Origin of the sequence: Pantoea sp. BL1, from assembly GCF_000963985.1 — a bacterium.
Lineage (GTDB): Bacteria > Pseudomonadota > Gammaproteobacteria > Enterobacterales > Enterobacteriaceae > Pantoea > Pantoea rwandensis_B.
The window spans coordinates 17,436-33,055 of record NZ_JZRH01000030.1 but is presented as its reverse complement, the minus strand read 5'-3'; the positions used below and the strand labels follow the sequence as shown (position 1 = coordinate 33,055).

Genomic DNA, 15,620 nt, shown 5'->3' with positions numbered 1-15,620 from the left:
GCAGAAATAGCGCCTCTGTGCTTTTGTTGACTCAGCTAATTTGCTCCATCGCCTGCAGGATGCGCTTATCAGAGATGGGATAAGGTGTGCCCAACTGCTGAGCAAAATAGCTAATCCGCAACTCCTCTAGCATCCAGCGAATCGCCTGAACTTCAGCATCATCCTGACGCTGCGGGGGCAGTTTATTGCGCCATGTCTGCCACGCCTGCTCTGTGGCTTGCACTTTCAACATGCGCGCACGGTCGCTGTAGGGGTCTGACGGCAATTTTTCAAGGCGGCGCTCGATGCCCTGTAAATAGCGCAACGTATCGCCCAGGTGCTGGTAACCATTCCCGGTGACAAAGCCGCGGTAAACCAGTCCGCTCATTTGCGCTTTAATATCAGACAGTGCCAGCGCCAGCGTCATGTCGACACGACCTTTCAGGAATTTGTTGATATTGAACACGCTGGTCAGAATCTGCTCGACCTGTTTGGCGATAGTGACCACGGTTTCGTTCAATTCAGCACGCACTTTGTCGCGCAGCTGCTCGAAGTTCTCTTGTTGCCATGCCGGACCGCCCGCTTCCGCCATCAGTTTGTCGACACCACAAGCGATGCAGTCATCAATCAGATCCAGCACTTTGCCGTAAGGATTGAAGTACAAGCCGAGTTTAGCTTTGTTGGGCAGTTTCTCGTGCAGATACTTGATTGGCGACGGGATGTTCAGTAACAGCAAGCGACGCTGACCTCGCCACATCATCTTTTGCTGCTCAAGCTCGTTGTCGAACAGGCGAATGGCGACACTGTCTTTCTCGTCGACCAGTGCGGGCCAGGCTTTAACCTGATAGCTGCCGCGTTTCTGCTCGTAACTTTGCGGCAAATCACCAAAGCTCCAGATGTGCAGTCCGCTCTGCTCCAGCCCATCGTCCGCGACTTTCGACAGCGTTTCCTGCACTTTCCCTTTCAACACCTGCTTAAGCTGATGCAGATCTTTGCCTTCCTGCAGCTTGCGATTGTGTTCATCCACAATGCGGAAGGTCATTTTTAGGTGATCGGGCACCTGATCCCACTGCCAGGCTTCCCGATCAATGGTCACCCCGGTCATGCGGCGGAACTCGCGCTCCAGCGCATCGAGCAGCGGTAACTCCATCGCTTTCACACAACCGAGGAAAGCTTCCGCGTAGTTCGGTGCGGGCACCAGATTACGGCGCGTCGGTTTTGGCAACGATTTAATCAGTGCAATCACCAACTCACGGCGCACACCGGGGATCTGCCACTCAAAACCGCCCTCTTCAATCTGATTCAGCAACGGCAAGGGAATGTGAACGGTAACACCATCGGCATCCGCGCCGGGTTCAAACTGATAGCTCAGTTTCAGCTTCAGATTGCCCTGATGCCAGAAGTTCGGGTAATCAAGCTGGCTGACTTTATCCGCGCCATCTTTGATCAGCATCTGCTTATCAAAACTCAGCAGGTCAGGATTGTCTTTGCTCACCTGTTTCCACCAGCTATCAAAGTGGCGTGCGGAGACCACATCAGCGCCAATGCGACGGTCGTAGAAAGCAAATAGCGTTTCATCATCCACCAGAATGTCACGCCGACGTGATTTGTGTTCCAGATCTTCCACTTCACTGCGTAATTTGAGGTTGTTACGCAAGAACGCATGGCGCGTTTGCCAGTCGCCTTCCACCAGCGCGTGACGGATAAACAGCTCACGACTGAGTGGCGCATCGATGCGACTGTAGTTGACCTTACGCGCCTGCACGATTGCCAGCCCGTAAAGCGTGACTTTCTCTGTCGCCATCACCGCACCCTGGGCTTTCTCCCAGTGCGGTTCGCTGTAGCTACGTTTAATCAGATGCTGGGCCAGTGGTTCAATCCATTCGGGATCGATACGTGCGGCCACGCGGCCCCACAAGCGGCTGGTCTCCACCAGTTCCGCGACCATCGTCCACTTCGGCGGCTTCTTAAACAGGCCGGAGCCAGGGAAGATGGAGAAGCGGGCGTTACGCGCGCCGGTGAATTCCTGCTTCTCATTATCTTTCTGACCAATGTGCGACAGCAATCCGGTCAGTAAGGCGCAGTGCACTTCACGATATGGCGCGGGTTCGCTGTTAACCGGCATGCCTTGTTCGCGTACCACCTGACGCAACTGCGTGTAAATATCCTGCCATTCACGCACGCGCAGATAATTGAGGAAATCGGTTTTACACTGGCGACGGAAGTGATTGCCCGACAGGGCTTTTTGCTGCTCCTGCAGGTAATTCCACAGATTCACAAATGAGAGGAAATCCGACTCTTTGTCAGCAAAGCGCCGGTGTTTTTCATCGGATGCCTGCTGTTTATCACTCGGGCGCTCGCGCGGATCCTGAATCGATAAGGCCGCAGTAATGATCATCGCTTCACGCACGCAACCGAACTTTTGTGCTTCCAGCACCATGCGTGCCAGACGCGGATCTACCGGCAATTGCGCCAACTGGCGGCCAGACGTCGTCAGCTTATAGGTTTCATCTTCACTCAGCGTGATGGCACCTAACTCTTCCAGCAGTCGCACGCCATCCTGAATATTGCGCTTATCGGGCGCTTCAACAAACGGGAACGCGCCGATATCACCCAGGCCAAGCGCGGTCATTTGCAGGATAACCGACGCCAGATTAGTACGCAGAATTTCCGGATCGGTAAACGCCGGGCGACTGAGGAAATCGTCTTCAGAATAGAGACGAATACAGATCCCTTCCGACACACGTCCGCAACGTCCTTTACGTTGATTGGCGGAAGCCTGAGAAATTGGCTCGATCGGCAGACGCTGCACCTTAGTACGATAGCTGTAGCGGCTAATGCGCGCCGTACCGGGATCGATAACGTACTTAATCCCCGGCACCGTCAGTGACGTTTCCGCCACGTTGGTGGCCAGCACGATACGGCGCCCGCTGTGCGACTGGAATACACGGTTCTGCTCGGCATTCGACAGACGCGCATACAGCGGTAGGATTTCGGTATGCGGGATATCGCGCTTCATCAGCGCATCGGCGGTATCGCGAATTTCACGCTCGCCACTCATAAAGATCAGAATATCGCCGCGGCTTTCCTGACCTAACTCATCTACGGCGTCAAAAATCGCCTGCAGCTGATCGCGGTCGGTATCGTCAGCGTCTTCCACCATTGGGCGGTAGCGCACTTCGACTGGATAGGTTCGGCCTGAGACTTCAATCACCGGCGCATTATTGAAGTGGCGCGAGAAACGCTGCGGGTCGATGGTCGCCGAGGTGATGATCACTTTTAAATCGGGGCGGCGCGGCAGCAGCTCACGCAAATACCCCAGCAGAAAATCGATGTTCAGACTGCGTTCGTGCGCTTCATCGATGATGATGGTGTCATATTGCAACAACTGACGATCCTGCTGGATTTCCGCCAGCAGAATACCGTCGGTCATCAGCTTCACCTGGGTGGTGTCGCTGACCTGATCGTTAAAGCGCACTTTGTAGCCGATAGTGCCGCCGAGCGAGGTTTCTAACTCATCGGCAATACGGTTGGCGACCGTACGCGCGGCCAGTCGGCGTGGCTGCGTATGACCAATCAACCCTTTCACACCCCGTCCGAGCGCCAGGCAAATCTTCGGCAGCTGGGTCGTTTTCCCTGAACCGGTTTCCCCGGCCACTATCACCACCTGATGATCGCGAATCGCCTCAGCGATTTCTTGCTGCTTTTGACTGACCGGCAGGTTTTCCGGGAAAGTGATGCGTGGCGTGGCCGCCGTGCGTTGGGCTATGCGCTGTTCAGCGGCAGCAAATTCAGACTCTAATTCTGTCGCAATACCTTGCTGCGCGGCTGGATTTTTCACCTTCGCTGCGCCATGCAGGCGACGTTGCAAACGCTGGCGATCGCGCAGCGTCAGATTATCGAGCCGCGACCAGAGCGGCGCCAAAGAGGACGTTTGGGATGATGACATAGTGATGAGTTACCTGTTGTCGCGGCGAGCCTGGCAAAGTGCGCTCTATACCGGCTGAAATTTCCCGGCGGATTCAATCAATTATTGCCCGGCATGATAGCACACTCTGGAAAACCTCACCTGACCGGACGTGCGACCTTATTCAATAATTTCGAACATAGGTCTCGAAATATTGCGCTTTTACCTCGCGGAGGAACTCCGTAGAGTGTAACGCATTGAGCGGTAAGCTAACCGCGTAACGCACAGGAAAATACCATGAGCAAAGTTTTAGTTCTGAAATCAAGCATTCTGGCCGGTTATTCTCAGTCAAACCAACTGGCTGACTTCTACGCTGAAGAAGCGCGCGCCAAAGGCAATGAAGTGACCGTTCGCGATCTGGCTGCTCAGCCAATTCCGGTTCTGGATGGCGAGTTAGTTGGCGCACTGCGTCCTTCCGATGCTCCGCTGTCTCCACGTCAGCAGGAAGCCCTGGCACTGTCTGATGAGCTGATTGCAGAACTGCAAGCGCATGACACTGTGGTTATCGCCGCGCCAATGTACAACTTCAACATCCCGACTCAGTTGAAAAACTACTTCGACCTGATCGCTCGTGCTGGCGTCACCTTCCGTTACACCGAAGCGGGCCCGGAAGGTCTGGTCACAGGTAAACGTGCCGTGATCCTGTCCAGCCGTGGCGGTATCCACAAAGATACCCCAACCGATCTGCTGACCCCATACGTGAAATTGTTCCTGGGCTTCATCGGCATCACCGATGTGAACTTCGTGTTCGCGGAAGGTATTGCTTATGGTCCAGAGGTGGCAACGAAAGCGGCTAACGACGCCAAAGATGCCATCAAGCAAATTGTTGCTGCGTAATCTTAAGAACGTGATGAATACCCGAGAATAATGGGTATGATGCCATCTTTGCCGGGCCTGAGTGCCCGGCTTTTTTATGGCTGTTTATTACCCATTTTGGCTTTACTTACGTAACCACTGCCCGTTGATGCCGCGCACATATTCCCCGCTGCCCGCGCGACTCACCAGTTTCTCACCTGCGATACGTGCCACTTCGCTGGTAGTGAGATTATTCTGCTGCGCGACGCGCTGATATTGCTGCGAACGGCCATCGTTAATCCGTTTCACCAGCGCCAGCGTTTCATCGTCTTGCTGACGCGCCGCCACATAGCCACTGAGTGTTTCACCGACGCGCCCCTGCTGCCGCGCTTCATCCAGCGTCAGTGCCCAGGCTGAAGGCACCAGCAGCAGCGCCAGCAACCATGCCATCGCTTTTGATTTCATCATGCCGCTCCTCAAAACAGGCCGCTTTGGTTTTTCAGCAACGCTTCCACATCTTTATCGACCTTGATGTGGATTTCATGTTCGATCTTCACGTTCATATTGATGGTGATCGGCTCTTTCGGTGCCGCCACTTCAATGCGCGGCACGCAACCGATCAGCGGCAGCCCAGCTGCCAACACCAGCAATGCCCTGAGGCTCATGGTTGGGGATCCTTCTTCGATGGCAGGGTGGCATTTTGTTCCACCCAGGATTGCAAATTATCGCCAAAGCGCAGGCTGCGCCACAGCTGGAACAGATTTTCCTGATGCCGATAGTTGAGATTGATTGATTGTCGGCGATTACTAAACTGACTGGTGCCTTTCACTTCGGACTGCATCGTAAGATTGCCGAAATTATCGAGATCTAATGTTGCCCACGAACGGGAAATCTCCATGTAGCGCAGCCAGTCCATGGCGGCTCCCGCAGCAAAATTATTGCTGACGATGGCATCGGCCATATCTTTGTCCATTCGGAACGTCAGCGGGCCGCTATTGGCAATCCAGCCTTTCTCAATCAACCATTGTGGATTATTCACCCACAGCGGCAGCTCGCCATTCACTTTGCCCGACATGGCAAACTGCTTCGGTTTGATTGCCGTGATCAGCCTGCTGAGGTCAATCTCGCGCAGTGAAACGCGCGCGGGCTCATGCTGCGGCATCCTCAGCTCTGGCATGCTGACATGACCGCCCAGCAGATCGAGATTGACGTTGCTCAGCGTGAGCGGCTGGCGCTCCTGCCATGGATAGTGACCCTGCAGATCGGCGGTAATGTTCTGCAAGGCAAACTGATTTTTGACCTCGGCGATGCGCAGTGAAACCGGACCACGCCGCCCTAACTGCCATTGGTGATCCTTGAGGCGGAATGGCAGCGTGAAGTCGATGCCATTGATTTCGCTGTCCGGCATCCACACGCTGCCTTGTTTCACTGCCCAGAAACCACCGGCTTCGAAGCCCTGTTGGGTGGCCGCAGAAAACGCCATTTGTGCCCGCAGTTCACCTGACTGAATGCGCATCTTCAAATCGCTGCTGAGCAGCGGCTGGAACACGGCTAATGACTGCGCGGGCCACCAGGCTTCACCACGCAGACGTTCACCATCCCAGCGACCGTGAACCCGCACCGGGCCGATATCCTCAGCAGTCAGTTGTCCACGCCAGATAAAGCGACTCGGATCGCTGCCTTTGGCCTCAAAGCGCAGTTCTGAAGGCGGCAACCAGCCGCCATAGCTAAACTGCGTCTGACCGGATTTCAGGGTAAAACCCCCGTTGAAAGCCGGATGCGCAACGTCTCGCTGCCAGCGCACCGGTGCGGTCAAGGTCAGGCGCGGTTTATCAACCTGCACCATGCCATAAGCCAGTTGATCAAAACCGGTGTTGAGTGTGTCCAGGCTGATTAACGTATCCTGCCAGCTGCCCGTGCCCTTCACATCCCATTTGGCATTGAGTGGCTGCATCAATCCATCGCCCCAGTATCGCCAGTTCCAGCGTCCGCTGTCTGGCAAAAAATCGCTGGCGCGGCCATCAAGATGCAGCGTGAAGCGACCAAAGTTGGGATCGTGTGCCTTTAAAATGGCCTGCAGACGGCCATTAATGCCGCGCGAAGCCAGCGTGACACCCGCCAGCGGCCAGCGCGCTTCGTCCACTTCCAGCGTCGACAGCAAGCGTCCACGCAGGCGCAGCAGTGCGCCTTGTTTGAACGTGATTTGCGGGTCAGTCAGCATGCCGTGTAGCATTCCCGGCATACTGCCGAATAACTGCAGATCGGCAAACTTACTTTCGCCGGTTAGCTGGAACGGTAACGCGCTGTCAGTCAGGCTCAATGTGCCCGGCCCGACACTCAGCACCAGGTTTCCCTTACCTCCGCGCCCCGTGGTGAGCAGGTTAAACCGTCCGCTGACTTGAGTGTTTTCCAGCCCCTGCTGCCAGTGCTCCAGCGTGAGCGCCAGACCGCCCGACAAAGGCTGATCGGCTAGCGGCCAGCGCCAATGTCCCTGGGTGATACGAATCTGCTGTGCATCGACCTGCCACGGTAACTGTAACAAAGGCTGATCGTCGCCCTGTTGATTAATCACCAGTGTGCCCTGCTGCTGCTGCCAGTTAAGCGTCAATGCCAGTGGCTGCGGCCACTGCGCCAGATTGACGTCGCCGCTGAGTTCGCCCGCAATCGGTAACCCATTGGCAAAGGTGGGAAGCGTTAACTCTCCGTGCAAATCGAGCGGTTTTGGCAGCAGAGGATGGCTGAGCTGGAATTGTGCGATCTGCAGTTGCTGCCCTTGCAAACGCGCATCAACCTGGAGGTTATCGCCCTGATAGTGCAACTGCTGGACGGTTTTATCGAAGCTGAGGTCAAAACGACCGGCATATTGCTGCCAGGGTAAAATACTCAGTTGCTCCAGATGGATATCAGCGCCCGGCAGCATCTGTTGCCATTCGGCCAGGCTGCGCGGCGCACCACTGGCATCGCTCTGTGGCAGGGCTTGCAGGCAATCACTATTAAGCTGCACGTCCTGTGCACTGAGCTGCCAGCGTTTATCTTGCCAACCCAGCGCCACATCTTTTACCGTTGCCAGTTCGCAATCACTGGCCAGATAGCGTACCGCCGGAAAATGCACGCCGCCGTGATGCCAGCGCGGTGAGCCATTGAGCTCCACGCGGGTATTTTCCGGCAGCCAGATCCCCGCCAGACGCGGCAACCATTGCGTCAGCGTCAGCAATAATCCCAACAGCAGCAGTATCAGCGCCAGTAGCGCAGCAAGTGTTCGACGGAGGCCCCGCGACATGGCAGTTAACTATCCTGTTCTTTACGCAATCCTGACGGAGATGATGTCATGTTATGCCCGGCAAATGAAGGTGTTACCTGTATAGCCTGGCTGAAGATCAGCAAAATGATGTAGAAAACGTTATTCTGTGAGGACACCGACGTTGCATTTTTCAGGAGCGAAATAATGAAAGTTGCGGTTTACAGTACCAAACATTACGACCAGAAATACCTCGAACACGTCAATGCCAGCTTTGGATTTGAGCTGCAATTTTTTGACTTCCTGCTCAGCGAAACCACCGCCAAGAATGCCGCCGGCTGCGATGCCGTGTGCATTTTCGTCAATGATGATGGCAGTAAAGGGGTGCTGGAGGAGCTGGCAGCACTGGGCGTGAAAACGATCGCGTTACGCTGTGCCGGGTTCAATAATGTCGATCTTGCCGCAGCCGAAAGTCTGGGCCTGCAGGTGGTGCGTGTACCGGCCTACTCGCCGGAAGCCGTGGCGGAACATGCGGTGGGATTAATGATGACGCTGAATCGCCGCATTCACCGCGCCTATCAACGCACACGTGATGCTAACTTCTCACTGGATGGGCTGACCGGCTTTAATATGCACGGCAAAACGGCCGGTGTCGTTGGCACCGGTAAAATCGGCGTGGCAACCTTGCGCATCCTGAAAGGCTTTGGCATGCGTTTACTGGCGTTTGACCCTTATCCAAACGCTGCGGCACTCGAACTGGGTGTCGAGTATGTCGACCTCAAAACGCTGTTTGCCGAATCCGATGTGATTACGTTGCATTGCCCAATGACGCCGGAAAATCATCATCTGTTGAACGCGCAAGCCTTTAACCAGATGAAAGATGGCGTGATGATCATCAACACCAGTCGTGGTGGCCTGATCGACTCACAGGCAGCCATTGATGTACTTAAGCAGCAAAAGATAGGTTCGCTGGGTATGGACGTGTATGAAAATGAACGCGATCTGTTCTTTGAAGATAAATCGAATGATGTGATTCAGGACGATGTGTTCCGTCGCCTGTCAGCCTGCCATAACGTGTTGTTCACCGGCCATCAGGCATTTCTGACCGCCGAAGCCCTGACGGCGATTTCCGAAACCACGCTCAGCAATTTAAGTCAGCTTGAACGTGGCGAAACCTGCCCGAATCAGGTGAAAGCGTAAAGATGCTGCGCCTGCCTCAGCGGGCGCACTGCCCACCCATCAGCGCCTGCTCGTCACAACGACGGCCGTTGGCTAACTGGCACATGCCAATACGCGATCCATCCAGCTGGCGTGAAAACGCCAACGTTCCCCCGGCATTACTGCAATTCACTTCGGCCATGGAGGCCATCACAACATGTGGTTGAACGTGTGCTGCGGTAGCCTGTTGCGGTGGTTCGTCATCACTGTTGCTGCTGCAGGCAGAAAGTAACAGTGCTGCACCGGCCAGCAGTAAGGTAGCGGCTTTCATCGGTCGGGCTCCGGGGAGTTGGGCGTAAAAGAGCCACCAGCATATGTCAGGTAGGTTAAGGGATCGATAGGCGACACAGCTTTTTACAAATTTTTTTATCGCCTTTTGCAAGCAGAATTATCCTGATTGGATCTGAATAGCCTTTTTCACCGAAACAATCCTATTTTTCAATGCGTAAGGAGGAATCATGCTAACGGACATGTTGATCCGTATTGCGCTCGCCGGCATTTTGGGTGGGCTGATTGGTCTCGAACGTCAGATGCGCGCCAAAGAGGCCGGTTTACGCACCCATATTTTGGTGGGTATCGGTAGTGCCATGTTTATGCTGGTATCGAAATATGGCTTCGCCGACATGCTTGATAGTGATCACGTGGCGCTCGATCCCAGCCGAATTGCGGCGCAGGTCGTGAGCGGGATGGGCTTCCTGGGTGCCGGGACCATCATCATTCAAAAACAAGTGGTCAAGGGTTTAACCACCGCCGCAGGCTTGTGGGTCACCGCAGCGATTGGCCTGGTGATTGGTAGCGGCATGTATGAAATTGGTATCTATGGCACGGTGTTAGCGCTGGTGGTGCTAGAGACCTTCCGCCGCATCAGCCATTGGCTGATCGGTCGCCATCATACCTTGATGGTGCACCTCAAACCCAAAAGTGTGCCGCTGGTGTTGCTGGTGCTGCAACGCGAAAATATTCGCTATGGTCATATCGCCGTGGTGAATCGGGATGAAGAAAACGGCCTGTGTGAACTCAGCGTAGAGGTGACATTGTCACGCAATGCCGCAATTCACGCTATTTACGATAAAGTGATGGAGATCAAAGGCGTTCAGTCACTGGAAATGATGTAAAAACCGACAACTTTAGATGGCAGTGCGTTCACCTGTCTTCACCACACAGATGAAAAAGTCCTGTTAACCCCCTTTGCTAAACTGAATCATTACCCCCGTAAAGTTTCGGGTTTCTCAGCGTAGCAAAGGACGATTTATGATTACCGTCGACGGCAACGGTGCGGTGGCTTCGGTGGCTTTCCGCACCAGTGAAGTGATCGCCATTTATCCCATCACACCCAGCTCCACCATGGCTGAACTGGCCGACAGTTGGTCTGGCGAAGGTCGCCGCAATATCTGGGGTGATATCCCCCGCGTGGTGGAGATGCAGTCAGAAGGCGGTGCGATCGCCACCGTGCACGGTGCATTGCAAACCGGCGCCCTTTCCACCACGTTCACGTCATCACAGGGCTTGCTGCTGATGATCCCAACACTGTATAAACTGGCCGGACAGTTAACGCCGTTTGTTCTGCATGTCGCAGCGCGCACTGTTGCCACGCATGCGCTGTCGATATTTGGCGATCACTCCGATGTGATGGCCGTTCGCCAGACCGGTTGCGCGCAGTTGTGTGCCTCCAGCGTGCAGGAAGCCCAGGATTTCGCACTGATTTCACAGATGGCTTCACTAAATAGCCGCGTGCCCTTTATTCACTTCTTTGACGGCTTCCGCACCTCACATGAAATCAACAAAATCGTGCCGATCAGCGATGAAACGCTGCAGGCATTAATGCCGAAAACCGCGATTGCCGCGCATCGTGCACGCGCACTGACGCCGGATCACCCAACGATCCGCGGCACCTCTGCCAACCCTGACACCTATTTCCAGTCGCGCGAAGCCACCAACCGCTGGTATGACGCCTGCACCGGCCATGTTGAAGCCGCTATGGACGCCTTTGCTGCTGAGACAGGCCGCCGCTATCAGCCGTTTGAGTATTATGGCCATCCGCAGGCTGAGCGCGTGATAGTGATGATGGGATCGGGTTGCGGCACCGCCGAAGAGGCGATTGACGTCCTGTTACAGCGCGGCGAAAAAGTGGGATTGGTAAAAGTGCGCCTCTATCGCCCCTTCTCTGCGGCACATTTGATCAACGCGCTGCCTGCTTCCGTTCAGCGCGTGGCGGTGCTCGATCGCACCAAAGAGCCTGGCGCACTGGGTGAACCACTGTTTCTGGATGTGATGACCGCGCTGGCTGAAGCCTTTAGCCGGGGTGAACGCCCGACGCTGCCGAAGGTGATTGGCGGACGCTACGGTCTATCATCGAAAGAGTTTGCCCCTGATGCTGTGCTCGCCGTGTTCCGTGCGCTGCAACGTGAACAGCCGCCTGCACGTTTCACCGTGGGTATTTATGATGATGTCACGCACTTATCGCTGCCGATGGAAGCTAACATCGTGCCAAACCAGGCACGACTGGAAGCGCTATTTTACGGCCTCGGCAGTGATGGCAGCGTGAGCGCCAGCAAAAACAATCTGAAGATCATCGGCAATGCCACGCCGTGGCATGTGCAAGGCTATTTCGTCTATGACTCGAAAAAAGCCGGCGGCCTGACCGTTTCCCATCTGCGCGTCAGTGAGCATCCCATCCAGTCAGCCTATCTGGTGCAGCAGGCGGATTTTATTGGCTGCCATCAACTGCAATTTATCGACAAGTATTCGATGCTTGATCAGCTAAAACCGGGCGGCATTTTTCTGCTGAACACGCCTTATGCCGCCGATGAAGTCTGGTCACGCTTGCCGCAGGAAGTACAGAGCCAGCTCAACGATAAACAGGCACGTTTCTTTGTTATCAACGCGGCGCGCATCGCGCGTGAATGCCAGCTTGGCGCGCGCATCAATACCGTGATGCAAATGGCATTCTTCCAGTTGACGCAGATCCTGCCCGGCGACAGTGCCTTAACGGAACTGCAAAATGCCATTGCACGCAGCTACAGCAGTAAAGGCGAGGAGCTGGTGCAGCGTAACTGGCAGGCCCTGACAATGGCACAGCAAGCGCTGGAAGCGGTGCCGCTGCAGGCGGTTGATCAGCACAGCCCGCACCGTCCGCCGGTGGTATCCGACAGCGCACCGGATTTTGTCAAAACCGTCACCGCTGCCATGCTGGCGGGCTTAGGCGATAAACTCCCGGTGTCAGCACTGCCGCCGGATGGCACCTGGCCCGTCGGCACCACGCAGTGGGAAAAACGCAACATTGCGGAAGCGATCCCCATCTGGCAACCCGACCTTTGTACGCAGTGTAACCACTGCGTAGCAGCATGCCCACACGCGGCGATTCGTGCCAAAGTCGTCGCGCCTGAGGCACTGGATTCCGCACCGGATTCCCTCGCCTCACTGGACGTCAAATCGCGCGATATGCGCGGCCAAAAATACGTGTTGCAGGTGGCGCCTGAGGATTGCACCGGCTGTAATCTCTGTGTGGAAGTGTGCCCAGCCAGCGATCGCCAGCATCCGGAAATTAAAGCCATCAACATGCAGTCCCGCCTCGAGCATGTCGAAACTGAAAAAGCGAATTACGATGCGTTTCTTGCGCTGCCGGAAATCACTGCGGAACAGCTGGAGCGTATTGATATTCGAACATCGCAGCTGATCACCCCCCTGTTCGAGTACTCAGGTGCCTGCTCCGGCTGCGGGGAGACGCCGTACATTAAATTGCTGACGCAGTTGTATGGCGATCGCCTGTTGATTGCCAATGCCACCGGCTGCTCATCCATTTATGGCGGCAATCTCCCTTCCACGCCTTACACCACCAACGCAGAAGGACGCGGCCCAGCATGGGCAAATTCTCTGTTTGAAGATAACGCTGAGTTCGGACTCGGCTTCCGCTTGAGTGTCGATCAGCAAAAACAGCGCGCGCTCCGTTTGTTAGATCAGTGCGCGCCGCTGTTGCCTGATGACTTAGTGGCGGCACTTAAACAAGAGAATGTACTGACATCGCTACGTCGTGAGCAAATTGCGCAACTGCGCCAGCAGTTGTCTGCCTCATCATCAGCGCACGCTGGCGAATTGCAGGTTATCGCCGATGCGCTGGTTGAGAAATCGGTCTGGCTGATTGGCGGTGATGGATGGGCCTATGACATCGGCTATGGCGGTCTTGATCATGTAATGAGCCTGAGCGAAAACGTCAATGTGCTGGTACTCGATACCCAGTGCTACTCCAATACCGGCGGACAAGCCTCCAAAGCCACGCCGCTCGGTGCAGTGACCAAGTTTGGCGAGCAAGGCAAGCGCAAAGCACGTAAGGATTTAGGCGTTGCCACCATGCTTTATGGACATGTGTATGTGGCCCAAATCTCGCTGGGCGCGCAGTTGAATCAGACGGTGAAAGCGATTCAGGAAGCTGAAGCCTGGCCCGGCCCATCGCTGATCATCGCCTACAGTCCGTGTGAAGAGCACGGCTACGATCTTGCCTATAGTCATGAGCAGATGCGATTGTTGACCACCAGTGGATTCTGGCCGCTGTATCGTTTTGATCCGCGTCGGGCCGAGCAAGGCAAAGCGGCACTGGCGCTGGACTCTCGCCCGCCCACCTCGGTGCTGGAAGAGGCGTTGATGAACGAGCAGCGTTTCCGCCAGTTGCAAACCCGTGAACCGGAAGCCGCTGCGCAGCTATGGCAGGAAGCAACCGAAGCCGCCAATCAACGCTATCAGAGACTGGCGGAAATGGCCGGTAAAGCAGAGAAAAGTGACTAAATGAATCAAGCCCGGCGCGCGGGCCGGGCTTGATATTTCAACAGGGTTGAAGCTGAATGATCGCCATTTCAACCGCGCGATTTGGCGAGCCGGTGAGTTCCCGATAGCGCAGTTGCAGATTGCGCAATTCCGTCGCTACCACCTCTTTTTCTGTTGCTGATCCGCGCTGCGCCAGCTCGAGATAACATTGCCCGACTAGCCGGCACGCTTCTTCAAAAACCATGTCGTACGTTTGCATCTACCTCTCCTCACCTTTAGAAACTAAAGAAAACACTTCATCCATCCTGTCAGGCAGCGATGCGCACAATCTTTACCCAGATCAATAAATGGGGAGATTGTTCTGGCAACGTGTGCGGTTTTATCGCAGGAATCCGTGAAAAGAGATCACATCAGACTGGCATTCGCCTGCGCAATCCGTACCATACGCACTCATGTGATAGGGGTTTATTGCCGCTGAAGCTTCATTCAGCCGCCAACGGCCCTTGCGTTCATTTTCAAGCGTGAAAATAATGTGTTAAAATCAATAAGTAACGATGAAATAACTATATAATCTGAACAAATTAGACAGTTACTGCAAGTTCTTGGCAGTATTGGATATTGATGATATCTAAGTCGGTTAAAATATCGTGTAAGTGAGCCGTTCTATACTAAACATCAATGACAATGCCCCATTTAGTACTCTGAAATAGATCTTTGCCCCTGATTCTGCCCCCGTTTAGCTCCCTGGATGGATCGTTAGCTCCCCCGATCGCTGAATTATTACTCTTTATGTAACATTAAAACTACGTGCGCATCCGTCACTTTTGTCATGTTGTGCCAGGCTTAAAGTCGATTCCTCATAAATGGAGATTAAAATGAATAAAGTTGCCTGGATCGCAGTAATGTTACCTCTCAGTTTTGGCACTTATGCCGAAACTGGCGGATTTGAAGCGGGTAAAACCCCACCCCCTCAGAGCAAAGAAGATGCAGGTTACAAAGGATCCGAAGACACCTCGGAAACACCGGTCACACTGACCAAAGATTTCCGCCAGGGCGGTTATGTCACTCTTGAGGGTTACATCGTTAAAAAAGTGAAAGGCGACATTTATCAGTTTCGTGACAGCACGGGCACGGTGAATATTGACGCTCCAGTAGCTACCTTCAAAAGCAAAACCTTCAATTCTGAAGATAAAATTCGCGTCAGTGGCAAGGTGTTTGGCAAAGGTAAAAATGCGCATTTAAAAGTTTCACGCATAGACGAACCCTGAAAATTACCCGCATGCTCCTGCTCATTCCGGGCAGGGGCCTGAACCCATTAAGAACATGCGCTATCTCAAATGGCTAGAGTGTGCATCCATATATCCCGTCGTTCAAAGCATGACTTCGCCAGCACACACCGAATAAGTTCAATATTACTTTCAATAAACATCCATCCCTCACGCTTAGATTACATGATGGCAAACCTGGTTTTTAATGATTGCGAATCTGACTATAGCAATTTGATTACAGGATTTTTGATTGTTTAACTTTGATCTTGGGGAAGAGGTAAGCTTCACTCGGTTAAACTAATTATTTCATTGCGTTAGGCCATTAACATCGCTTAGATTTGTCTGTGTCATAATAGGCATTATCTTAATAAAATTATTTAGTCATGACTCAATCTTC

General features: G+C 54.1%; 11 protein-coding genes. 5 read left to right on the top strand and 6 right to left on the bottom strand.

Translation table 11 applies throughout. From position 1 onward, the window contains the following. Positions 1 to 31 precede the first annotated feature (31 nt). On the bottom strand, positions 32 to 3,928 hold the full coding sequence (gene hrpA / locus VH86_RS14650; protein ID WP_045833343.1) for an ATP-dependent RNA helicase HrpA: 3,897 nt from the start codon (positions 3,926 to 3,928) through the stop codon (positions 32 to 34). A gap of 255 nt (positions 3,929 to 4,183) precedes the next feature. Here hrpA and azoR point away from each other — a divergent pair, with 255 nt between their 5' ends. Further along, complete coding sequence (gene azoR, locus VH86_RS14645) at positions 4,184 to 4,783, top strand: FMN-dependent NADH-azoreductase (protein WP_034821315.1); 600 nt, start codon at positions 4,184 to 4,186, stop codon at positions 4,781 to 4,783. A gap of 102 nt (positions 4,784 to 4,885) precedes the next feature. On the opposite strand, the gene VH86_RS14640 is transcribed toward azoR, so the two are convergent. The 3 genes from VH86_RS14640 to VH86_RS14630 are packed head-to-tail and all read right to left on the bottom strand — an operon-like array spanning position 4,886 to position 8,021. Next, the gene (locus tag VH86_RS14640) at positions 4,886 to 5,206 is read right to left on the bottom strand and encodes a YdbL family protein (protein WP_045833342.1); all 321 of its coding nucleotides are present in this window, start codon (positions 5,204 to 5,206) and stop codon (positions 4,886 to 4,888) included. Between the two features lie 11 nt (positions 5,207 to 5,217). Then, positions 5,218 to 5,406 (bottom strand): YnbE family lipoprotein, encoded by a 189-nt coding sequence (locus VH86_RS14635; protein ID WP_013509194.1) that lies wholly within the window; start codon positions 5,404 to 5,406, stop codon positions 5,218 to 5,220. Continuing rightward, positions 5,403 to 8,021, bottom strand: a complete 2,619-nt coding sequence (locus VH86_RS14630; protein ID WP_045833341.1) for a YdbH family protein — start codon at positions 8,019 to 8,021, stop codon at positions 5,403 to 5,405. Before VH86_RS14630 ends, VH86_RS14635 begins: the two co-directional genes overlap by 4 nt. 165 nt (positions 8,022 to 8,186) lie before the next feature. Between VH86_RS14630 and VH86_RS14625 the strand changes: the two genes are divergently transcribed. Beyond that, on the top strand, positions 8,187 to 9,179 hold the full coding sequence (locus tag VH86_RS14625) for a 2-hydroxyacid dehydrogenase (protein WP_045833340.1): 993 nt from the start codon (positions 8,187 to 8,189) through the stop codon (positions 9,177 to 9,179). A gap of 16 nt (positions 9,180 to 9,195) precedes the next feature. Here the strand turns inward: VH86_RS14625 and VH86_RS14620 are convergent, their stop codons facing one another. Then, positions 9,196 to 9,468, bottom strand: coding sequence for a DUF333 domain-containing protein (locus VH86_RS14620; RefSeq protein WP_034821326.1), 273 nt, complete (start codon positions 9,466 to 9,468; stop codon positions 9,196 to 9,198). Between the two features lie 187 nt (positions 9,469 to 9,655). Here VH86_RS14620 and VH86_RS14615 point away from each other — a divergent pair, with 187 nt between their 5' ends. Further along, positions 9,656 to 10,312 carry an MgtC/SapB family protein gene (locus VH86_RS14615; RefSeq protein WP_045833339.1) on the top strand — a complete coding sequence of 219 codons (657 nt, stop codon included), beginning with the start codon at positions 9,656 to 9,658 and terminating at the stop codon, positions 10,310 to 10,312. A gap of 136 nt (positions 10,313 to 10,448) precedes the next feature. After that, positions 10,449 to 13,976 (top strand): pyruvate:ferredoxin (flavodoxin) oxidoreductase, encoded by a 3,528-nt coding sequence (nifJ, locus tag VH86_RS14610; protein ID WP_045833338.1) that lies wholly within the window; start codon positions 10,449 to 10,451, stop codon positions 13,974 to 13,976. 37 nt (positions 13,977 to 14,013) lie between these two features. Here nifJ and VH86_RS14605 read toward each other — a convergent pair whose 3' ends face one another. Further along, the gene (locus VH86_RS14605; protein ID WP_034821329.1) at positions 14,014 to 14,214 is read right to left on the bottom strand and encodes a DUF2767 family protein; all 201 of its coding nucleotides are present in this window, start codon (positions 14,212 to 14,214) and stop codon (positions 14,014 to 14,016) included. 616 nt (positions 14,215 to 14,830) lie between these two features. Between VH86_RS14605 and VH86_RS14600 the strand changes: the two genes are divergently transcribed. Then, on the top strand, positions 14,831 to 15,223 hold the full coding sequence (locus VH86_RS14600) for a YgiW/YdeI family stress tolerance OB fold protein (RefSeq protein ID WP_045833337.1): 393 nt from the start codon (positions 14,831 to 14,833) through the stop codon (positions 15,221 to 15,223). The last annotated feature ends 397 nt before the right edge of the window (positions 15,224 to 15,620 follow it).